The sequence below is a fragment of the Trichococcus sp. genome (assembly GCF_055118575.1).
This window is the reverse complement of the sequence record NZ_JBSQPW010000012.1, coordinates 33225-54325: the sequence shown is the minus strand read 5'-3', so window position 1 is coordinate 54325 and position 21101 is coordinate 33225. Positions and strand designations below refer to the sequence as shown.

At 46.8% G+C, this 21101-nt stretch carries 26 protein-coding genes; 24 read left to right on the top strand and 2 right to left on the bottom strand.

Features of this window, described 5'->3' with window-relative positions; genetic code table 11:
• The first annotated feature begins 66 nt into the window (after positions 1–66).
• Entirely contained in the window at positions 67–963 is an 897-nt protein-coding gene (locus ACTCCX_RS04985) for a diacylglycerol/lipid kinase family protein (RefSeq protein ID WP_463275016.1), read from the top strand.
• Positions 964–1020: 57 nt separating this feature from the next.
• Here ACTCCX_RS04985 and ACTCCX_RS04980 read toward each other — a convergent pair whose 3' ends face one another.
• Positions 1021–2829 carry a M3 family oligoendopeptidase gene (locus ACTCCX_RS04980; protein WP_463275015.1) on the bottom strand — a complete coding sequence of 603 codons (1809 nt, stop codon included), beginning with the start codon at positions 2827–2829 and terminating at the stop codon, positions 1021–1023.
• Positions 2830–2939: 110 nt separating this feature from the next.
• Between ACTCCX_RS04980 and ACTCCX_RS04975 the strand changes: the two genes are divergently transcribed.
• The 4 genes from ACTCCX_RS04975 to ACTCCX_RS04960 all read left to right on the top strand — a co-directional run bounded on the left by ACTCCX_RS04975 (position 2940) and on the right by ACTCCX_RS04960 (position 5340).
• Positions 2940–3437: a VanZ family protein gene (locus ACTCCX_RS04975; RefSeq protein ID WP_463275014.1), complete on the top strand. Its 498-nt coding sequence runs from the start codon at positions 2940–2942 to the stop codon at positions 3435–3437.
• 66 nt (positions 3438–3503) lie between these two features.
• Positions 3504–4241 (top strand): YebC/PmpR family DNA-binding transcriptional regulator, encoded by a 738-nt coding sequence (locus ACTCCX_RS04970; protein WP_068559763.1) that lies wholly within the window; start codon positions 3504–3506, stop codon positions 4239–4241.
• 247 nt (positions 4242–4488) lie between these two features.
• A complete protein-coding gene (locus ACTCCX_RS04965) occupies positions 4489–4998 on the top strand; it encodes a DJ-1/PfpI family protein (RefSeq protein WP_177187466.1) in 510 nt (169 codons plus the stop codon).
• 126 nt (positions 4999–5124) lie between these two features.
• The gene (locus ACTCCX_RS04960; RefSeq protein ID WP_463275013.1) at positions 5125–5340 is read left to right on the top strand and encodes a hypothetical protein; all 216 of its coding nucleotides are present in this window, start codon (positions 5125–5127) and stop codon (positions 5338–5340) included.
• Positions 5341–5441: 101 nt separating this feature from the next.
• Here the strand turns inward: ACTCCX_RS04960 and ACTCCX_RS04955 are convergent, their stop codons facing one another.
• Positions 5442–6338 (bottom strand): YitT family protein, encoded by an 897-nt coding sequence (locus tag ACTCCX_RS04955; protein ID WP_463275012.1) that lies wholly within the window; start codon positions 6336–6338, stop codon positions 5442–5444.
• 169 nt (positions 6339–6507) lie between these two features.
• On the opposite strand from ACTCCX_RS04955, the gene comGA reads away from it, so the two are divergent.
• From comGA to miaA, 19 genes are all read left to right on the top strand, one after another.
• Positions 6508–7551, top strand: a complete 1044-nt coding sequence (gene comGA / locus ACTCCX_RS04950) for a competence type IV pilus ATPase ComGA (protein WP_463275011.1) — start codon at positions 6508–6510, stop codon at positions 7549–7551.
• The gene (gene comGB / locus ACTCCX_RS04945; protein ID WP_463275010.1) at positions 7508–8575 is read left to right on the top strand and encodes a competence type IV pilus assembly protein ComGB; all 1068 of its coding nucleotides are present in this window, start codon (positions 7508–7510) and stop codon (positions 8573–8575) included. The genes comGA and comGB overlap by 44 nt, the downstream gene beginning before the upstream one ends.
• Positions 8575–8895 (top strand): competence type IV pilus major pilin ComGC, encoded by a 321-nt coding sequence (gene comGC / locus ACTCCX_RS04940; protein ID WP_463275009.1) that lies wholly within the window; start codon positions 8575–8577, stop codon positions 8893–8895. Before comGB ends, comGC begins: the two co-directional genes overlap by 1 nt.
• Before the next feature lie 20 nt (positions 8896–8915).
• Positions 8916–9359, top strand: coding sequence for a competence type IV pilus minor pilin ComGD (gene comGD, locus ACTCCX_RS04935; RefSeq protein ID WP_463275008.1), 444 nt, complete (start codon positions 8916–8918; stop codon positions 9357–9359).
• Complete coding sequence (locus ACTCCX_RS04930; protein WP_086988080.1) at positions 9334–9675, top strand: type II secretion system protein; 342 nt, start codon at positions 9334–9336, stop codon at positions 9673–9675. Before comGD ends, ACTCCX_RS04930 begins: the two co-directional genes overlap by 26 nt.
• The gene (gene comGF, locus ACTCCX_RS04925; RefSeq protein ID WP_463275007.1) at positions 9644–10117 is read left to right on the top strand and encodes a competence type IV pilus minor pilin ComGF; all 474 of its coding nucleotides are present in this window, start codon (positions 9644–9646) and stop codon (positions 10115–10117) included. Before ACTCCX_RS04930 ends, comGF begins: the two co-directional genes overlap by 32 nt.
• Positions 10118–10145: 28 nt before the next feature.
• Positions 10146–10466 (top strand): hypothetical protein, encoded by a 321-nt coding sequence (locus tag ACTCCX_RS04920; RefSeq protein WP_068559741.1) that lies wholly within the window; start codon positions 10146–10148, stop codon positions 10464–10466.
• A 254-nt stretch (positions 10467–10720) separates the two neighbouring features.
• A complete protein-coding gene (locus ACTCCX_RS04915) occupies positions 10721–11782 on the top strand; it encodes a M24 family metallopeptidase (protein WP_321433050.1) in 1062 nt (353 codons plus the stop codon).
• Between the two features lie 68 nt (positions 11783–11850).
• On the top strand, positions 11851–12408 hold the full coding sequence (gene efp, locus ACTCCX_RS04910) for an elongation factor P (protein WP_086988077.1): 558 nt from the start codon (positions 11851–11853) through the stop codon (positions 12406–12408).
• A gap of 26 nt (positions 12409–12434) precedes the next feature.
• Positions 12435–12860 (top strand): Asp23/Gls24 family envelope stress response protein, encoded by a 426-nt coding sequence (locus tag ACTCCX_RS04905; RefSeq protein WP_068559736.1) that lies wholly within the window; start codon positions 12435–12437, stop codon positions 12858–12860.
• Positions 12857–13312: a transcription antitermination factor NusB gene (nusB, locus tag ACTCCX_RS04900; protein WP_068559734.1), complete on the top strand. Its 456-nt coding sequence runs from the start codon at positions 12857–12859 to the stop codon at positions 13310–13312. Before ACTCCX_RS04905 ends, nusB begins: the two co-directional genes overlap by 4 nt.
• Positions 13313–13438: 126 nt before the next feature.
• Positions 13439–14278, top strand: coding sequence for a bifunctional methylenetetrahydrofolate dehydrogenase/methenyltetrahydrofolate cyclohydrolase FolD (folD, locus tag ACTCCX_RS04895; RefSeq protein WP_068559731.1), 840 nt, complete (start codon positions 13439–13441; stop codon positions 14276–14278).
• Positions 14279–14294: 16 nt separating this feature from the next.
• Positions 14295–15629, top strand: a complete 1335-nt coding sequence (xseA, locus tag ACTCCX_RS04890) for an exodeoxyribonuclease VII large subunit (protein WP_068559729.1) — start codon at positions 14295–14297, stop codon at positions 15627–15629.
• Positions 15629–15874 carry an exodeoxyribonuclease VII small subunit gene (locus ACTCCX_RS04885; protein ID WP_068559727.1) on the top strand — a complete coding sequence of 82 codons (246 nt, stop codon included), beginning with the start codon at positions 15629–15631 and terminating at the stop codon, positions 15872–15874. Before xseA ends, ACTCCX_RS04885 begins: the two co-directional genes overlap by 1 nt.
• Before the next feature lie 5 nt (positions 15875–15879).
• On the top strand, positions 15880–16773 hold the full coding sequence (locus ACTCCX_RS04880) for a polyprenyl synthetase family protein (RefSeq protein WP_086988074.1): 894 nt from the start codon (positions 15880–15882) through the stop codon (positions 16771–16773).
• A 12-nt stretch (positions 16774–16785) separates the two neighbouring features.
• Entirely contained in the window at positions 16786–17628 is an 843-nt protein-coding gene (locus ACTCCX_RS04875) for a TlyA family RNA methyltransferase (RefSeq protein WP_068559723.1), read from the top strand.
• A 34-nt stretch (positions 17629–17662) separates the two neighbouring features.
• Positions 17663–19363 (top strand): DNA repair protein RecN, encoded by a 1701-nt coding sequence (recN, locus tag ACTCCX_RS04870; protein WP_068559722.1) that lies wholly within the window; start codon positions 17663–17665, stop codon positions 19361–19363.
• 43 nt (positions 19364–19406) lie between these two features.
• Positions 19407–20147 carry a glycerophosphodiester phosphodiesterase gene (locus ACTCCX_RS04865; RefSeq protein ID WP_068559719.1) on the top strand — a complete coding sequence of 247 codons (741 nt, stop codon included), beginning with the start codon at positions 19407–19409 and terminating at the stop codon, positions 20145–20147.
• A gap of 25 nt (positions 20148–20172) precedes the next feature.
• Positions 20173–21087, top strand: a complete 915-nt coding sequence (gene miaA, locus ACTCCX_RS04860; protein WP_068559839.1) for a tRNA (adenosine(37)-N6)-dimethylallyltransferase MiaA — start codon at positions 20173–20175, stop codon at positions 21085–21087.
• The last annotated feature ends 14 nt before the right edge of the window (positions 21088–21101 follow it).

Here is a 21101-nt window from a genome sequence, read left to right as displayed (position 1 = left end):
ACTTTATGGATGTGAGTGTTGCATGCTATACTTACATTAGAGATAAAATGAAAGTGGGGGAATGAAATGGGCATTTGTACATTGATCGTCAATCCATCATCAGGGGGCGAAATGGCCTCTAGTTATCTGGAATTGATGGAAACGCAATTGAGAAACATGTTCGAAGAGGTGACAGTCAAAGAAACAGGGAAACAGGGCGATGCCATGAAGTTTGCGTATGAAGCTGCAAAGAACGGCCATGAAGCTGTGTTTTGCATGGGAGGTGATGGCACAGTCAATGAAACCATCAACGGCTTGGCGGCTGCCGGAACAGATGTCGCTTTCGGTTTCGTACCATTGGGCACTGTCAATGATCTGGCAAGGGCGCTCGGCATCCCTTTAGACCCCGGGCAGGCTATCGAAATGTTTGAAACTGCGGTCTTGTTGGATTTGGATATCGGCAAAGTCAATGACCGATATTTTGTGTCTAATGTAGCTGCCGGCGCGATTCCTGAAGCTGTGGAAGAAGTGAGTGTGGAGCAAAAAACAAAATTAGGTCCACTGGCTTACTTCATTGAAGGAGGGAAAGCGCTGGCGAACCAGCCGATGCATCGTTTCCGCATAACAGTGGATGAGGAAACATTTACTCAGGAATCCCCGCTCCTCCTGATTGCTTTAACGAATTCAATCGCCAGTTTCGAGCGTTTCATGCCACAAGCAGAAGTCGATGACGGGAAAATGCGAATGGTCGTTTTCAAGGAGTTCAGTCTGTTGGATTCTCTGAAAATCCTGCCTCAGCTTATCATGGGTGAACTCAAAAATTCGGATACTGTCATCTATAGAACATTCAAACACGCTACTGTCGCCATTGCGGATGGCGATAAACTGATCACGAATGTAGACGGTGATGAAGGCCCTGCATTTCCGCTTGAAATCGCGATACTACCTTCCTTTATAAAGGTTTATGGACCGGCACGCTCTTAAAAACACATCCCTACGACCCAAAATACAGGTCGCAGGGATGTGTTTTGTCTTTTGTCTTTAGACATACTTTTCGGTCAGGCGCAGGAATTCCTTTACATCAGCTGCCATGATCTCCAATCCTTGATTCCAGAAGTCCGGCTGCGTGATATCGGCACCAAGATGCTTCAGCACAAGGTCTTCAGTTGTCATCGAACCAGTATCCCGCAGTAACGAAATATAGGTTTCTTCAAAATTTTCAGTCTGCTGCAACGATTGCGCATAGATTCCCAGGCTGAACAGGAACCCAAACGTGTAAGGGAAATTGTAGAAGGGCACATCATCGATGAAAAAGTGCAATTTACTCGCCCAGAATAGGGGATGGTAGTCACTCAAGGCATCTTGATAAGCCTCTTTTTGGGCGGCTTCCATCATTACTGACAGTCGTTCTGCAGTGACAAAGCCGTTCATCCTTTCGGTGTAGAAGGTCTTCTCGAAAAGATAACGAGCATGTATATTCAGAAACATGGCCGTCGCATTTTCGAGCTTCGTGTTGAGCAAGGAAATTTTTTCTTCATCGCTGCTCGCTTCCCTGACTGTGGCAGCGCTGATGATGGTTTCCGCAAAAGTCGATGCCGTTTCGGCGACGTTCATGGCGTAGCGCGTGTTCAGATCCGGCAGATCGCGCATCACGTGTGAATGGAAGGCATGTCCCAATTCATGGGCCAGTGTACTCATATCGCTGGCTGAACCCGTAAAGGTCATGAAAATCCGTGACTCTTTCGATTCCGGGTAATCTTCGCAATAGCCTCCAGGTCTTTTGCCTGATCGGTTCTCGGCTTCTACCCAGCGGTTTTTGACGGCGTCCAAGGAAAAGTCTGCCAGTTTCGGACCGAAGGAGGCAAAGTGTTCGATGATGTAATCGACTGCTTCGTCGAAGCTGAAGGTTTTTGACTGGAAACTGCCGAGTGACACAGGGGCATCGACATCATACCAAGCCAGCCTGTCTTTGCCCATCAGAGCGGCTTTGCGGTCCAAAAATGAAAGGAAGGGCTGTTTGTTCGCACTGATGGCTTGCCACATCGTATCCAGTGTCTCGCGTTTGATGCGGTTGTAACGCAATGGCTCCACCAAGAAGTCCTCATCCTGATGCGCCTCGAAATCCGCCAAACGGAAACCTTGCAGGTGATTCAGCGTATCGGCGAAGGCTGGAGCAAGGTATCCCCAAGCTTTTTCCCACTCGACGAATATTTTTCTGCGGACGCTCGGATCAGGATCGGCATACATCCGGTTCATCGCTTGACCAGCTGATAGTTCGTTCAAAGTTCCGTCAGCTTCTTCAAAAGGAATCTTGATGAAGGATACGAGCGTGTCATAGTGCGCGCTCCAGCCATTGAATCCATCGACACGCAAATTTGCCAATAAGGCTTCTTCCTTATCGGAGAGGAGGCGACTGCCCTGTTGGCGCCATTCTGACAGTGCAAATGCAAGAGCTGAAAAGGCAGGCATTTCCACCAACAACGTCCAATCGTTTTCTTCGATGGCGGTTATTTTTTTCTTCAGAGTCGTTTGAATAATCGTTAATTTGCTGTACAATTGAATTATTCGCGCATGGATTGCGCTTGCATTCAAATCCGATACATCGGCGGATTGGACACCTGTTATGAAACTGTTGCACTGCATCAGGGCTTTTGTGTACTGTTCCTCGTAATGAAGCAAATCCTTCAAATCAGAGTATTCCGGTTTATCACGTTCAGGGTTCCAATTGTTTGCTGCGGATTCAAAATCCTTCAATCCGTCTTGGATGGATTTTATCTTTTCTTGTAGGTCCGGTGAAGAACTCCCGCCTTCGAAAAACGAGTCCAAATCCCAGGTAAGGCTATATTTCATGCTGATCATCCTCTCAGTCTTGATTGACTAATTTATTGCCATAAGTACATTATATCCGTTTTACATCAGAAATAATAAAAGAATTCACATCAGGAAAGGAAAATTACTACATGCAAAAAGAGCAAAGAAGCAATTCATATATAGTGGGAGCAGTTTTGATCATGGGTTATCTCTATTACCGTGCCACTTTCCGACAAGATTTTTATGCTTTGCCGAACATCATCGCGAATTTCCTGCAATCGCAACCGCTCTCCGGGTTATTCGCAACATTCACCTTCCGATACGGTGAGCAGGTGGTCAGCACGGAGGCTTTGGGCTATTTCGGTTTTCTGGGATTCTTCGGCAGCAAGATATGGTTGTTCCTTTCCTATTTCATCTTGACTTATCTTTGGTATGGCGGTCTTTCCGGGAAGATGCGGGATGTAGTTACACCTGTTGTTGTGGCGCTGCTGCTTTCCGTCAGTTACGCGGCTGCGGATGAATTTCATCAATCGCTGGTGTCTCCGGCATTTGCGATGAAGGAAGATGTGGTCTTGGCCGGTGCAGGAGCAGTTTTGGCGGTAATCACCGGTTGGTTCTTCTTTACAGTCAGAAAAGGCAGAAAGTGAATTGCCATAAGCGGTTACTTTTGATAAAATGATTGAGTAAATTAATAGATGAGAAGAGGGATCTGAATGTCAGGACATTCAAAATGGAGTAAAATCAAAGGTGCAAAAGGCGCTGCAGATCAAAAACGAGGTAAAATTTTTCAGAGATTATCTAAAGAAATTTATATGGCTGCAAAAAACAGCGGTCCGGATCCCTCATCTAATCCGAGCCTGCGCTTAATGATCGATAAAGCGAAAGCAGCGAACATGCCGAATGATAACATCACGCGTGCCATCAAAAAAGCAACATCTGCTGGAGAAGGCGAAAATTATGAAGAAGTCACTTACGAAGGATACGGTCCGAACGGTGTAGCCGTTTTGGTCCATGCTTTGACAGACAACCGCAACCGTACCGCCACTAATATCCGGGTTGCTTTCAATAAAAATGGAGGATCTTTAGGTGAATCAGGTTCGGTTAGTTACATGTTCGACCGTAAAGGCTATATCGCAATCGAACGTGAAGACTTGGATGTGGATGAAGATACAATGTTGATGAGCGTATTGGAAGCCGGTGGAGAAGAGCTGCAGACGAGTGATGAAGTTTTCGAAATCTACACGGATCCTGCCGATTTTGATGCTGTTTCCGAAGCTTTGAAGGCAGAAGGCTATGTCCTGGCTGAAGCTGAGGTCACAATGGTTCCGCAGACTTTGTCGTCTATTGCAGCGGACAAAGAAACGCAATTCAGAACGATGTTGGAAAAACTGGAAGACGATGATGATGTCTCCGAAGTATTCCACAACGCTGATCTGGACGACGAAGAATAATATAGTACAGATAAAATAAAAAACGGTTGCTTACCACTGTCTGCGGACAAGGTAGGCAACCGTTTTTTCGGATTCGACTCGGAGCCTAGTAATAGGCAGTGCCGCTTGATTGGAATCGTTTTCTTTTTAGGCTTGTAGTATAATTTAGATAGCCAAAGTCGGATTTTCCTTGGGATTTTCGATCACGGCTCTTAAAGCGAAGCGATCATTATCCAATCGGGATAAACTATGAATGGGGGACAGCCGTATGGCAAAAGTAATATTTGTGATTGCACCTGAAGACTTTCGTGATGAAGAATTATTCATGACCCAGGAAGAGGTTGCGAAATGCGGGCATGAGATGTGGATCGCAAGCCACAAGACCGGAACTTGTATGGGGGTGCATGGCGGGATTGCGCAGTCGGATCTTTTGGTTGAGGATGTCGATACGACCAGTTTTGATGGAGTGGTGTTCGTTGGAGGTCAGGGGAGCCGTGTTTTCTTCGACGATCCGCATGCCTGGATGTTGGCACAGGCGATGAACGGGCAGGGCAAAATGGTTGCTGCAATCTGTATCGCGCCGGTGGTCTTGGCGAATGCTGGTTTGTTGAAGAAGAAAAATGCGACTGTTTTCGAATCCGAAATCGCAACTATTGAAGCCAAAGGGGCCATTTATTCTGAGTCCGCGTTGACAGTCGACGGCAATATCATCACTGCGAGCGGTCCGGATCAGGCAAGGCAGTTCGGACTGGAAATATGCAAATTTTTGACGGCATAAAGAGCTAAGACAGCTGTTTTTGAGGAATTGGAGGCGGTAAGGTATATGGAAGAGTTGAAAGCTAGAATTGAACGATTGAAGTAACAGAATCCGATAAAAATACAAGATCTGGAAAGGAAATTCGAATTGTTGAAGTTCGAGCTGCAGGAAGCGAAGAAAATACTGGAGCGTCAGGAAATCGCCTTAGCGGATGTGAGAGGTGAATGGATCAAAAACAATTCGGAAAAAAATCTCGCCGTAATGCGCGAAGAAGAGCAGAACCTAAAGATTGCCAGAATGAACTACAATGCTGCGGTGGAGAAAATGGATATCATGAAGACCGTCGTTTTTCTGCTTTCCTGAAGGTCCAACTATTTGTATGATCATCACAGCATCCTAACGAAAAAGAACGACAAGGACATTTTTACTGGTCCTTTGCCGTTCTTTTTCGTTGTGTCGTCGCTTTATTGTTGTTGCGACTTTTCATCAATGAAATCGTTGATTTTCTGCTGGTATTGCTCATCCGAAATCAAATAAGAGAAACCTTCTCCGATGACGCTTTGAGCTTCGCTGATAGTGAAGAAAGCTTTAGGATCGATGGCTGTCACAATACGGTTTAACGGCATCAATTGCTGTCTGTTGACGACTATCAAAATCACCTTCTTCTGGCTTTTGGAGTAATAGCCTTCACCTTGCAAGAAGGTCATTCCGCGGCCGATTTTTTTATCGATCGCATCAGCGATTTCCTGATGCCGCTCCGAGATGATCAGGACTTGTTTTTTCGGATTGAACCCTTCCAGGATGAAATCCAGCACTTTCGTTTGCACATAGAGATGCACGACAGTCAAAACGACATTCTCCAGCCCGATGACGAAGATGGAGGGTCCAACGACGAACAGGTCCAATACGACCAGTGCGATACTGGTGCTCCAACCGAGATATTTATTGAAAATCAAGGCGATGATGTCGGTCCCGGCCGTTGAACCGCCTGCCTGCATCACGAGTCCCAAGCCTGTGCCGACCAAAAACCCGGAGCAAAGCGGAGCCAGAATGATTGTTTCCATCGGATAGCGCCAAGCAGCCGTCAGATGGAGAAACACCGACATCAACAGTGTGGCCAAAAGCGTCAGCCTCATGGTCGATTTTTCCAAAAATCGGAATCCGATGACCAGTATGATGCCATTCAACACGAAACTCGTGATGGCTACAGGGACATCCAAGGTATAGAAGGCCAACAAACTAATGCCGGTGACACCGCCTTCGCCAAGATGGTTCGCCACGGAAAACATATTGATGCCCATCGCGAACAGAAATGTTCCGATTGCAATCAGAAGAATCGAACCAACAACGTTTTTTTTCAAAAAAGTTCACCTCCCTTATATCAAGTGATCCCGCTTGTTTTTCGCGTGTAGGACCGCTGTTTATGCCAATATAACATATTTTTAACTAAATTTCTCGTTGGAGAAAGAGCGGAAGCCAGGATTTTGCAGAAGCTATAAGTGACGGCAAAATAGAAATGAGGTGATGAATATGGAAGAAAAAGCAGAGAGCTTGTTGGCCGATGCGATGCGACTGGGTGTTTCCGACATCCATCTGCTCCCTTATGAAGACCACTATGAACTTTTTTTTCGCGTGAGTACCGGATTATCGAAAGTAGCGGTGTATTCAATCGAAAAGGGTGAGCGGTTGATTTCTTATTTCAAATTTCTTTCGAACATGAATGTGGGTGAAAGGCGGAAACCGCAATCCGGTGCTGTCAGGTACCGGCTGAACGGCAAAAAAATTGAACTGAGGCTGTCCACCATCGCAAATTTCCGCTACCAGGAGTCGCTTGTCATCCGCCTGCTTTATGCCAATCCGAGTTTTGAGCCGGGTTTGCACGCATTTTTCCCGGCCCAGGAGGCGGAGTTGCTCGAACTGTTGGACCACAAGAGCGGTCTTGTCCTGTTCTCTGGCCCTACCGGATCCGGCAAAACAACGACGATCTATCATTTGCTGCGCAGGAAATATGCCGATGAACCGCTGCAGATCATTACCATGGAGGATCCGGTCGAAATTGAGGAGCCGCTGTTTCTGCAGGCCGAAGTGAATGAAGCGGCAGGTATCACATACGACCTGCTCATCCGCCAGTGCCTGCGTCATCATCCGGATATTCTCGTCATAGGCGAAATCCGGGATCAGGAAACAGCTAAAATGGTCGTAAGAAGCGCTTTGACGGGGCATTTGGTGATTGCGACAATCCATGCCAAAGAGTCATTCGGGGTATTGGAAAGGCTGCGGGAATTGGCGATTTCTTCCGAACAAATAAAGCAGACGTTGCTCGCTGTCGTTTCCCAACGTCTGATCGCAAAATATTGTCCGCTGTGCTCCGGTAAGTGCACCATTCTCTGTGCCCATTATCATGTAAACGAAAAGTCGGCTGCTATCTATGAAATTTTGGCAGGTAAGGAACTGCAGAACCATCTGCAGAACAAGGAGGACGGAAAGCGGTTTGTCACACTGAATGATAAATTGCGAAAAGCCTATGCGTGTGGATACATTACAGAAAAAAATTACTTGGAGAATCTCGTCTGAAAAACGTTGGCTGGCAAAAGAGCAGGCTTATTTTCTGAGGCGCTTAGGTGAATTACTGAAGGAAGGTTTTTCGTTGTCGGAAGGGCTCGCCTTTCTGAAGGTGATGCAGCCGAAGCGCTCGGGCGATATCCAGCGCATGTTGGTCAAACTGGAAACAGGTATCAATCTTCCGGATGCATTGGCTGGATGCGGATTTTCGGAACAAGTCGTATCGCAGCTGCGCTTATCCTTCCTTCACGGAAAATTGACGGAAACCTTGCTGTTTTGTTCCGATTTCCTGACTGAAAAGGATAAACAACTGCATAAGCTCAGAAAAGTCTTGATCTACCCCTTGTTTTTGCTGGTGTTCGCGAACGTAATGCTGATTGCGATCAGACAGGTCCTACTGCCCAGTTTGGAGACGATGCTGGTTCCCTCGGAAGAGGGTTCCGGCTTGCTGGTCCGCATCATCCTGCTTTACCTGGAGAACCTGCCGCTCATCATACTGGGTACGCTAGCCTTAGCCGCCAGCTTAGTCCTGTTGGCAAAAAGTTATTTGAAAAAGAAATCAGCTTTCCAAAAATCTTTGCTGTTCTGCCGGATTCCGCTATTCAGCAAATGGGTACAGCTCTACTATTCCTTTTTTTTCTGCCGGGAATACGCTTATTTCTTCCGCAACGGCATGCAGCTGAACCAGATCGTTTCGCTGATGCGAGGCGATGAAGGGACTGCCTGGATGAAGGACATATCCGGATTGGTGGAGGAAGGGTTGATGCAGGGCGATAGCCTGACGACGATCATTAAACGTTATCCCGTTTTCAAAGAGGAGATGGGCTGGATTATCTATCACGGCGAGCTAACCAGCCAATTGCCGATCAAATTGAGCATGTACAGCGAAGAATGTTTCCGGCTGTTGATAGCGGACATCGAACAGAAAATTGGCTGGTTGCAGCCTGTCTTGTTCCTCATGGTCGCCGTCATCGTGATGGCGATCTATCTCATATTGTTGATGCCAATGCTAAGTTCATTAGGAGGAATGTATTAATGAAATCAATAAAAAAAACACTAAAAAATAAAGAAGCCTTTACACTTATGGAAATGGTACTCGTCCTTTTCATTATTTCTGTGCTGATGCTGATGATCATCCCGAATGTGGCGAACACGAAAACTAGTGTAGAGAATAAAGGCACGGATGCTTTGGCGGTTGTGGTGCAGACACAGGCTGACATGTATGAATTGGATACAGGGACGGAAGCGGCCAGCTTTACCGTCCTTGGGGCTGATGGTTATCTAAACGATAATCAAGTGACCCAAGCAACCGCCAAGCTCACAATAGCAGGCGGTAATGTTTCCATAATCGAGTGATTTGAATGAAGGCTTGAATAATGTATAAAAGCGGATTCACATTATTGGAGAGCCTATTGGTACTGATGATCGCCTCCATGATTTTGCTGCTGACCCCACAATTGGAAACCGCAACGGAGGAACTCGCGTTCAATCTGTTTTTGGACGATTTCTTGACGGAACTTCACACGGCTCAGAGTTATGCGGTCATCACAGGGAATGGCGTCAATATGGATGTCCTGCGACCAATCGGCGCAACGCATTATGCTGTTTTTAAAGACGGTGCCGGATCGGACCGTTATATCAATCGGAAGTTGCTTTTGCCTGAAGGATCAAAAGTGATTCAAGGCTACACCGGATTCATCAAAGGAGGAAGCGGATATTTGCAGCCGAATACCATCATCATGGAAACGGACCGATATCGCTATACCATCACAATCCAATTGGGGAGCGGTCGTTATGAAGTCAATAAAGCTAAACGATAGCAGTGGTTATATGCTTTTCGAAAGTCTGATCGCTTTGGCCATGGTCAGCATCTCAATCTATGTGCTGATGCCGCATTCCGTTCAATTTTTCACGACTTTAAAAGCGGCGGGAGCGGAAGTTGCCTACTGGCGGGTCGCGCAGGACCAGATGCAGGTCATCGCCAAAGGAGGAAACCCAATCGAAAGCCAGGCTTCCGGAGGTATACTGTTCACCACAACTTGGAATCCGGAAACTTCAGAACTTATAGTGAGCGGTGATGATGGGCCAGAAAGGGTGACGGTGCATGCCGACGAAATCGATGCAAAAGAACCCTGAACAATCGCAAGCCGGATTCACTTTATTGGAAGCGGCGTTTGCGCTGACTGTCAATACGTTGGTGCTCCTGCTGATAGTTGGAGGGATGGGAGTAATCCGCACTGCGAATATTCAGCTGGAGCAGAGACAAGAAGCAGAATGGCATCTTTTCCTGATCCAACTCGAGCATGAGTTGGAAGACGAGTTGATGGTGCAAAAGACAAATACGACCGTCCGCACCAAATCAAAAAATCCTGCTGATCCTGCTGTTTATACTTATGAGTTCCGTATCAATAAAGTGCTTCGTTACAAAAACGGAGAAGGCTATCATCCGATGCTGCTGCAAGTCAAAGCGTTGAAATACGAGGTGACCAATGAAGGGATTTCTATCCAGGCTACGCTTTCGGACGACCAGACGCGCAGAGCGCATCTCATCCTGCCGAAAGCCCCCATTAAACAGTGATCGATCACTAGGCAGGGGAGGCTCGATTTTGCCGATCACCATTTTTTACTTGTTCCTTTCACAAATGATGCTTTTCGGAATCATAAGAGTTTATGAGAATCAGCTCTACCTGTACAGATTGACGGAAAACCACTACAAAGCGCAAACTTTACTGGCGTATACAGATTACTGGCTGAAGGAACATAACAAAATATCGAGTCCGGAAAATCGGATCGTACCGGCTTCGCTGTATTTTGAAGAAGGAATCGTGCACTGCGTGGCGGATGCGAGCGGCAAAGTCACTGCCACCGTGACCCTGCAAAATGCCTACAGCGAAACGCTGGTATTGGAAATCCTGTCCCCGGAGTGATATGCAAAATAAAAGGTCATAAAGGTCATATGGAGAACCAGACCTGAGGTAAACAGCATAAAGAACCGCACAAGTAACCCGTAGGTACGTCGGGTTATTTGTGCGGTTCTTGGCTGTTTCATCGGATTTGGGGTCTAATACTGGCCTCAAAGCTCTTATTGACGAATTCCCCCTATCTATACGAGCACTTTTTTGATATACTGGATAGGTATGTTCATAAACAAACAGGATTTTTTTGGAAGGAAGTATGTGAAATGAGTAGAGTCTCAAAATTGCAAGATGCCATCAAAGCGAAGAAGATGGATGCAATGCTGGTGACAAGTCAATATAACTTACGTTATGTTTCCAATTTTACGGGTACGACCGGTTTGGCGGTCATCACTCAAGAGGAAGCTTTTTTTGTGACCGACTTCCGTTACACCCAACAAGCTGCTTCACAGGCACAGGGTTTTCAGATTATTCAAAATAAAGGACCAATATTCGATGAAGTGAAAAAGATCGCGGAAGAAAAAGGTCTAGCATCAATGGGATTCGAAGATGCCATCCTGTCTTTCCGAAGTGTCGAGGATTTAGAGGATCTTGTGACTTGTGACCTGATTCCTGCCTCGGGCATCATTGAAGAGTTGCGTGAAGTCAAAGACGAAGATGAAATTCGAACTATCAGCCGTGCTTGTGAAATTGCAGACGCCGGTTTCCTGTTCATCCTTGATCATATCCGTCCAGGAGTTTCGGAAATAGAAATTGCTAACCGCTTGGATTTCCACATGCGTGAATTAGGTGCGAGTGGCGTTTCATTCGAAACGATTGTCGCCAGTGGCATTCGTTCCGCTATGCCGCACGGTGTCGCCAGTCCGAAATTAATCGAAAAAGGCGACTTCGTGACGCTGGATTTTGGTTGCTATTACAATGGCTATGTTTCGGATATGACCCGCACGGTTTCAGTGGGGCAACCGCATGCAGAATTGAAGAAGATTTACGAGATTGTGCTGGCTGCCCAATTGCGCGTGAATGCAGCGGCAAAAGCTGGCATGAGCGGCATAGAAGTAGACAGTGTCGCACGCGAGTACATTACGGAACACGGGTACGGAGATGCGTTCGGCCACTCAAATGGCCACGGAATCGGTTTGGAGATTCATGAGGGGCCGAATACATCGCAAAAAGCCGGGAAAGTGCTTGTTCCGGGAAATGTCATCACAAATGAACCGGGCATCTATCTCGCTGGTCTTGGCGGTGTCCGGATTGAAGATGATCTTGTGATCCGTGCTAACGGCAACGAGATTTTGACGCATTCTCCAAAAGAGTTGATTATTTTATAAAAAAATAGAATCCGCATTAAAATAATGGTAAACTTAGTTCAAATGAGCTGCCACAGGAGGAATTATAAATGATTTCAGTAAATGATTTTAAGACAGGCTTGACGATCGAAATTGATGGAGGGTTATGGAAAGTTGTCGATTTCCAACACGTAAAACCAGGTAAAGGTGCGGCTTTTGTCCGTTCAAAATTGAAGAATCTTCGCACTGGAGCTGTACAGGAAAAAACTTTCCGTGCGGGTGAAAAAGTCGGAAAAGCGCACATCGCGAACCGTAAAATGCAGTTTCTTTACGAGAGTGCCGGTGCTTACGTTTTCATGGACACAGAAAACTATGAACAAATCGAATTGAACGCAGGCCAAATCGAGTACGAATTGAACTATCTGAAAGAAAACATGGAAGTCAATATCCTGATGTATGAATCAGAAACAATCGGTGTCGATCTTCCGAATACAGTAATCCTGCGCGTGGAAGAAACTGAGCCAGGAATCAAGGGCGATACAGCTTCAGGCGGTTCAAAACCGGCTAAAATGGAGACTGGATTGATGGTCAATGTACCATTCTTCGTGAATGCGGATGATATGCTTATCGTCAACACAACGGACGGCTCATACGTATCCCGCGCATAGTGTTTCCCAAGAAAGGAGAATGACAGATGATGGAAGAAACAAACATTCCTTTAGCAAACGGTCCGGCTCCGCTGGGAGAGATTGAAATTGCTCCTGAAGTGATTGAAGTAATTGCTGGTATTGCAGCGAATGAAGTAGAAGGTGTTTATGCGATGCAAGGGTCTTTCAAGACTGGCGTCAATGAACTGTTGGGTCGCACTACCCATAACAAAGGCGTACATTTGACTGTCGATGAGAATGGTTTGTCGGTTGATGTCTATTGTTACATCAAATACGGCGCTTCCGTGCCGAAAGTTGCTTTGGATATGCAAGAAAAAGTGAAAGAACAAGTCCTTTACATGAGCAATCTGGAAGTGTCGCAAGTGAACGTCCATGTGGTCGGTCTCGTTGCACCAAAATCCGAAGATAGTACTTATCTTGATTTGGATACAGAATTGGGGGAGAATGCGTGAGCAATTCCCGTTTAACAAGAAGAGAAATCCGTGAAAAGGCGCTTCAAGCTCTTTTTCAATTGAAGACAAACGAAGAATTGACCCCTGAAGAAGCCATCAAGCAAGCTTTGTTGAGTGATTCAGAAGAATGGAACAGCGAAGAGGATGTCGAAATTCAAGATTATCCTTACTTGATCACATTGGTGCATGGCGTATTGGATAATCAAGCGGCGATCGATGAAGCGATTCAACCTTATCTGAAGAACTGGACCGTGGGCAGACTGGCCAAAGCAGACGCTTTGATCATGCAGATTGCTGCTTATGAGATGCTGTTGGGAGATACGGAACAGGTACCTCAAAGGGTAGCGTTGAATGAAGCAATCGAAATTTCAAAGCTATATTGCGATGAACAATCGAGCAAATTCATCAATGGCGTATTGTCCAACCTCATTCCTAAAACGGAAAATCCTTAATGCTTCGGCTTAAGGGTTTTCTTTTTTTAGTTGATGAAATCGGATATACCAGGCCCGCTTTTCTAACTGTAATCAAAGATATTATGGTAAAATAAACGATAACACCGAGGAAAAGGAGATTGATTAATGGAAACGATTATCATGGATGGAAAAGGCTTAGCCAAAAAAATGCAGGACCAGATGAAAAAACAAGTAGCAGCATTGACAGCGGAAGGAAAAACTCCGGGGCTTTGCGTCATTTTGGTCGGCGAAGATAAGGCAAGTCAAGTCTATGTCCGCAATAAAGAGAAACAATCCGAAGCAATGGGCATGAATTCGCGTGTCGTTCGCCTTGCGGCAGACATTTCCGAAGCGGATCTGCTGGCTGAAGTTGAAAAGCAGAACCAAGACGACAGTATGCACGGTATTTTGGTGCAGTTACCATTGCCGAAACACATAGATGAGCAAAAAGTTTTGCGCGCCATCCGTTATGAGAAGGATGTGGATGGTTTCCATCCGATGAACGTCGGCAACTTCTTCCTGGGCAATGAATCAGCTTTGCCTTGCACACCGTACGGCATCATGAAGATTTTGGAAGAATACAACATCGCGCTTGAAGGAAAAAAAGCATTGGTTATCGGTCGTAGCAATATCGTCGGAAAACCAATGTCCATCATGTTGCTGAACAAAAATGCAACAGTCACGATTGCCCATTCCCGCACAAAAAATCTGAAAGAATTAGCTAAAGAAGCTGATATTCTGGTTGCGGCAATCGGCAGAGGCCATTTCGTCACTGCTGATTTCATCAAAGAGGGTGCAGTCGTCATCGATGTCGGGATGAACCGCAGCGCGGAGGGCAAGTTGATCGGCGACGTGGACACTGCTGCTGCAATGGGCATCGCAAGCCATATCACACCAGTGCCCGGCGGTGTAGGGCCGATGACCATCACGATGCTATTGCAACAAACAATCGATAAAGCAAAATAGTCAAGGAGGCACAAAGTTGGAACCTGTCTATCTCAGCGTCACCGCTTTAACCAAATACATCAAAAGAAAATTTGATGCCGATCCTTATCTCGAACGTGTCTACCTTACTGGTGAAATATCCAATTATCGTCCGCGTCCGGGCCATCAATACTTTAGCCTGAAGGATGACCATGCTGTCATCTCTGCGGTGATGTACAAAGGCAGATTCGACAAGTTAGCCTTCAAGCCCAAGGAAGGGATGAAGGTCCTGCTCATTGGACGGGTGAATGTCTACGAATCGGGCGGAACCTACAACATAATGGTCGAACATATGGAACCGGATGGCATCGGTGCTTTGTACCAAGCCTTTTCGGAACTGAAGGAAAAATTAACGCGCGAAGGGTTGTTTTCGCTACCGAAGAAAAAGCTTCCTGTCTTTCCTAAGCGGATAGCCATTGTGACCAGTCCAAGCGGTGCGGTCATCCGTGACATCATGACGACCGTCAAAAGGAGATATCCGATTGTACAACTCGTGCTTTATCCGACGATAGTCCAAGGGAAGGATTCCGCTGCCAATATCGTAAGCAATCTTAAATTGATTGAGGATAAAGGCGATTTTGATACTGTCATTGTTGCGAGGGGCGGCGGTTCCATCGAGGATCTGTGGTCCTTTAACGAGGAAGCGGTCGTTCGGCAAATAGCGGCTATGAGTGTCCCGGTCATTTCTTCTGTAGGTCATGAAACGGATACGACATTGGCTGACTTTGTTGCCGATGTCCGTGCCGCTACCCCAACAGCAGCGGCAGAATTGTCTGTGCCGGTGTTGAGCGATGTCATCCGTTATATCCATCAGATCGACAACAGGCTCTATCAGAAAATGCGGCATCTGCATACGATGCAACAACAACGATTGAATCGCGCCATGCAATCGTATATCTTCAGACAACCGGAGCGGATGTATGAAGGTTATGCCATCAAAGCCGACCAGGTGCAGCAACGACTGGCAAATCAGATGCAACAGCAGATCCATTTGCGCTCCAATGAGTCGCAACGGCTGCAATTGCGTCTTGAAAACCGCAATCCGGCAAGAGACGTTCAGCTGGCCGGCAATCGCAGACAGCAGGTCACCGATGAACTGCAAAGGGCCATGGACCGCTACTTGAAACAAAAGGAAATGCGCATGACATCGGCTATGCAATCGTTGGACTTGTTGAGCCCGTTGAAGATCATGTCGCGGGGGTACACTTATACGACAAGGGACGGGAACGTAGTCGCATCCGTCAAGGAATTGCAAAGCGGCGATAAATTGAAAGTGAATTTTTCGGACGGTTACGCCGAAGCGGAAGTAAAACAAGTGGTGGAGGAAAAATGATGAAGGCCGAAAAAAAAGTAAGTTTTGAAGAAGCGATGAACCAATTAGAAGCTATTGTAACAAGACTGGAAGCAGGGGATGTCCCCTTGGAAGAGGCATTGGAGCAATTCAAGGTCGGGATGGATCTCAGCAAATATTGCCAAGACACTTTGAACAATGCTGAAAAAACGTTGACAAAAATCGTTAATCCGGACGGTTCGGAAGCGAATTTTGAAGCGCCGGCAACCCAAACCGAAGGAGAATGACAGGCATGAATCTTAGTGAATTTCAATCGGAATGGATGCCTCGATTCGATGCTTTCCTCTACTCGGAATTGGATGCACGTGTGCCTTCGCAAGAAAATCTGCACAAAGCGATGGCGTATTCTTTAATGGGGGGCGGAAAAAGAATTCGCCCTCTTTTAGTGTTGGCGACGCTTTGGTTGGCCGACGGTGAGATTGCGGATGGCTTCGCAGCCGCAGCCGCTTTGGAATATATCCATACGTATTCCTTGATCCATGATGATCTGCCGGCCATGGATGATGATGATTACAGACGGGGGCGCTTGACTTCCCATAAAGTATTCGGAGAATCCACCGCAATCCTTGCAGGTGATGCGTTGTTGACGGCGGCATTTGAAATCCTTGCACAATCCTCTGACATTCCGGCGGAAAAAAGAATCAAACTGATCGACTTGTTGGCGAAAGCCTCGGGTCCGAACGGCATGATCGCCGGCCAGATGGATGATGTTGAGGGTGAAAAGAAGGCACTGACAATAGAAGAGTTGAAGCAAGTCCACGATAAAAAGACCGGCGCATTGATAAGGTACGCTGTCACGGCGGGATGCCTCATCGCGGATGCGGATGAACTGTTCATAACCGAGATGGAAAGATACTCCAGACACTTAGGTTTGGCATACCAAATCCACAACGATCTGAAGGATGTCGTGTTGGATGAGGCCGAGACAGGCAAAACCATCCATCATGATGCCGCATTGAACAAAAATACATACCCATCCTTATTGGGTATCGCCGGAGCCATTCAAGAACTGAACGACGTCATTCGCCAAGCGGAAGACTGTTTGAATCGAGTGGTACTATCCAATGGCGATACGGAGAACAAAATAGATGTATTCCGCCAAATATTGGATTATGTCAGAATATAACGGGAGATTATCATGGAAAAAGAAAGATTGGATTTACTTGTAGTACAACAGGGCTTGACAGATTCCCGTGAAAAAGCCAAAAGATTGATCATGGCCGGGCAAATCTATGACGAAAACAACCAGCGCTACGACAAACCGGGCGAAAAAATTTCCGTCGAGAAAACGCTCCACATAAAAGGAGAAACATTGAAATACGTGAGCCGTGGCGGATTGAAACTTGAAAAAGCCATCGCTTTATTCCAAGTGAACCCTAAGGACAAAATCTTTTTGGATATCGGCAGTTCAACGGGCGGTTTTACGGATGTCGCGCTCCAAAATGGAGCGAAATTATGCTACGCACTGGATGTCGGCTACAACCAATTGGATTGGAAGTTGCGCCAGGATGAGCGCGTCGAGGTGATGGAACGGGTGAATTTCCGTTACAGCAAGCTTGAGGATTTTGAAAAAGGAAGGCCCGAGATGGCTTCCATCGATGTATCCTTCATTTCGTTGAAACTGATTTTGCCTGTCCTGAAGGAAATCATCGCTGTCGGCGGAGACGTCGTTGCGCTGATCAAACCGCAATTCGAAGCTGGAAGAGGGAAAATCGGCAAAAAAGGCATCGTCAGTGATCCGGCAGTCCATAATGAAGTGTTGCGGGACATCTTGGATTTCGCTTCGCTGACCGGGTTTGATGTGAAAAATCTGAGCTTTTCGCCCATCACAGGTGGGACCGGAAACATCGAATTTTTGGTCCATTTAGAGGCTAATGATCATGCGCCGGGAATCATTTCTCCGGAAATAGACAGCCAGCAAGTCGTCAAAGAGGCTTACCTGCAGCTTAAGAGCAAATCAATCTCGATTTCCGATAAATAGGTGACTAAGGAACCATTGCGAAGGGGAATACGGAATGTTACAAGAGTTGTCCATTAAAAATTTTGCAATAATTGAAAATCTTCAAGTGAGTTTCGACGAGGGTATGACCGTGCTGACTGGGGAAACCGGCGCAGGGAAATCCATCATCATCGATGCCGTAGGTCTGTTGGCAGGCGGAAGAGGATCCAACGATTTGATTCGATACGGCGAAAACAAGACGGTCATCCAAGGGCTTTTCAGTATTCCCGAAAACGCCAAGACAGTTTCCGTGTTGGAGTCATACGGAATCGAAGCAGACGGGAACCAAGTTTTGCTGCAGCGGGAACTTTCCCGAAACGGCAAAAACATTTCCCGCGTCAACGGGACAATCGTGACAGTTGCGACTCTGCGTGAAGTAGGCGAAACGCTGATCGATATCCACGGGCAGAACGAGCATCAAGAATTGATGGATCCGCAAAAACATATCGACCTGCTGGATCAGTTTGCCGGGAATGAACTGAGAGAAGTCAAAACGACCTATCTCAATACTTATGCCAAATATGTGGATACACGCAAGCAACTGATCAAACTGAAGACGGACGAGAAAGAAACGGTCCAAAGAATCGACTTGTTGACTTTCCAAATCCAGGAAATCGAACAAGCGCAGTTGAAAGATGCTGCAGAGGATGAAAAATTGGAAGAGGAGCGGAACCTGCTCGTCAACTACCAAAAAGTCATGCAGGCTTTAACGAGTGCGTACGATTCAATGCAGAACAGTGAAGAGAACGGCATCGACAAAATCGGTCTCGGCATGGCGGCGCTGGAAAAAGTGCAGGACATCAATCCAGTCTACCAGGCAATTGCATCCTCGGTCTCGGCAGCGTATTACCAACTGCAGGAATGCGCAGGTGACATCCTGTCGGAGATCGAGCAATTGTCCTACGATGAAGGGCGCTTGAACGAAATCGAGAACCGATTGGAATTGATCCGCCAGTTGAAGCGGAAATACGGAAACACAATCAATGAAGTGCTGGGGCATTACGAAAAAATTTCCCAAGAGCTGGATCTGATCGAAAACCGGGAAAGCTACCTTGAGAAACTCAATGTGGACTACAACAAAGCAAAAGAAGAGATCTTGGCTGTCGGCAGACAATTGACCACTATCCGGAAGAAAGCTGCAACCGTTCTGGAAGAACAGATCCAACTGCAGCTGAAGGAATTGTACATGGACAAGGTCCTTTTCAAGACGGTGTTCCATGAACAACCAGGAAAGGTTCAAATCACTGATAACGGCTTGGATCAGGTGGAATTCTATATTGCGACGAATGTCGGCGAACCTTTAAAAGCATTGGCGAAGGTTGCCAGCGGTGGCGAACTTTCAAGGATGATGTTGGCGATGAAAGCCATTTTCACCAAAACCCAAGGCATCACCAGCATCATCTTTGATGAAGTGGATACGGGTGTCTCGGGCAGGGTAGCGCAGGCGATAGCCAATAAGATCCACTTGGTGGCCGGTTACTCACAAGTGCTTTGCATCACGCATCTTCCGCAAGTGGCGGCGATGGCGGATCAGCACATTTATATAGAAAAGGAAATCATTGCCGATCGGACAAAGACGCATGTCAAGTCGCTGTTCGGTGCTGAACGCATCAACGAAGTGGCGCGGATGTTGGCAGGTACCGATATCACGGAACTTTCGCTGGCTCATGCGAAAGAATTGCTTGAGTTGGCCGATACCGAAAAAAACAAAGCGTAACAGAAGAACTGCGCAGTAGAACAGACCGGAAGGATTGAAGAGATTGGCATACACTAAAATCATCGCGCATAGAGGCAGCCGCGGAAACCGGCCAGAAAATACACTGGAGGCTTTTCAGGAAGCTCTGAAAGTTTCCAGCGACGGTATCGAACTGGACGTCCATTTAAGCAGGGATGGTCAGGTAGTGGTCATCCATGACGAGACCGTGGACCGCACGACATCCGGAAAAGGCTATGTCAAAGAGATGACGCTGAAGCAATTGAAGGAACTGGATGCCGGCAGTTGGTTCGATCCGAAATACAGCAACGCCCGTATCCCGACGCTCCAGGAGGTGTTGACCCTTTTGGCCGAGAATCACTTTACAGGCGTCCTTAATGTTGAATTGAAGACGGATGTGTTTCAATATTCCGCAATCGAAGAAAAGGTGCTTGCTTTGGCAGAGCCTTATCTTGCCCAATTTTCGGTCATCTACTCCAGTTTCCATTACGAAACCTTGAAAAAAATCAAGGAGTTGCGCCAAGACTCGAAAATTGCCCTGCTTTTCAGTAAGAAAGGCAAGCAACGACTGGATCTAGGTGAAGGAATTGCTGTGGAAGGTTGGCATCCAAAATTCTCGATTCTGCGCAGTCTGCCCCCTTTCGAACAATCAAAGATTCCGCTACGCGTTTGGACGGTGAATCGAAAGGTCGAAATGCAGGTTTGTCTGCGCAAAAATATCGATTCGATGATCACGGATTATCCGGAACGCGCACTGCAGATGAGAAAGGTGATTCAGGGTGTCTGAAACAAAGAAAAATTTAGAGAAAATCATGGTCATTGTCGGACCGACAGCAGTGGGGAAAACCGCACTGAGCATCCGACTGGCAAAAAAATATAACGGTGAAATCATCAATGGCGATTCCATGCAAGTGTACGCAGGGTTGGACATCGGTACGGCTAAAGTGACCGAGGAAGAGGCTGAAGGCATCCCGCACCATCTTTTGGATATCATTCCAGTGGAGCAGGATTACACGGCGTCCGATTTCAAAAGGGACGCCAGACAAGCAATCGAGTCGATCCTGGCCAGAGGCAAGCTACCGATCGTTGTCGGAGGTTCGGGACTTTATATAGAAGGACTATTGTTTGATATGCAGTTTGGCGGGGTGGCTGCCGAAAATCCTGACTACCGGAAACAACTGGAGGCTGAGTTGGAGCGGACTGATGCCATGTGCATATGGAAACAATTGCAGGCGAAGGATCCCAAAGCAGCTGAACAGATCCATCCGAACAACAGCAGAAGGGTGATCCGCGCTTTGGAAGTGATCCACTTCAGCGGAAAGCGTTTCTCGGATCAGGCAGATCGGGAGACAGCTCCACATTATGACGCCTTGCTGATTGGGCTTGACACCGATCGCGGTATCCTTTACGATCGCATCAACAGACGGGTGGATCTGATGACTGATAAGGGTCTGGTTGAAGAAGCTAAAGCTCTTTTTGACAGGAAACTGCCCGTCAAGACGCAAGCGACAAGAGGCATCGGCTACAAAGAATGGTTCGGTTATTTCAATGGTGAAATCACATATGAAGAAGCCACAGAAATGCTGAAGCAAAATTCCAGACGCTATGCCAAACGGCAGTTGACCTGGTTTCGAAACAGAATGAGCGGCATCCATTGGTTTGATTTGGTTCGGAACAGCCATGATATGCAGAAAATCGAAGATTTAGTCGAGGCGTTCTTAGCCTGATGGATGATAAAGAA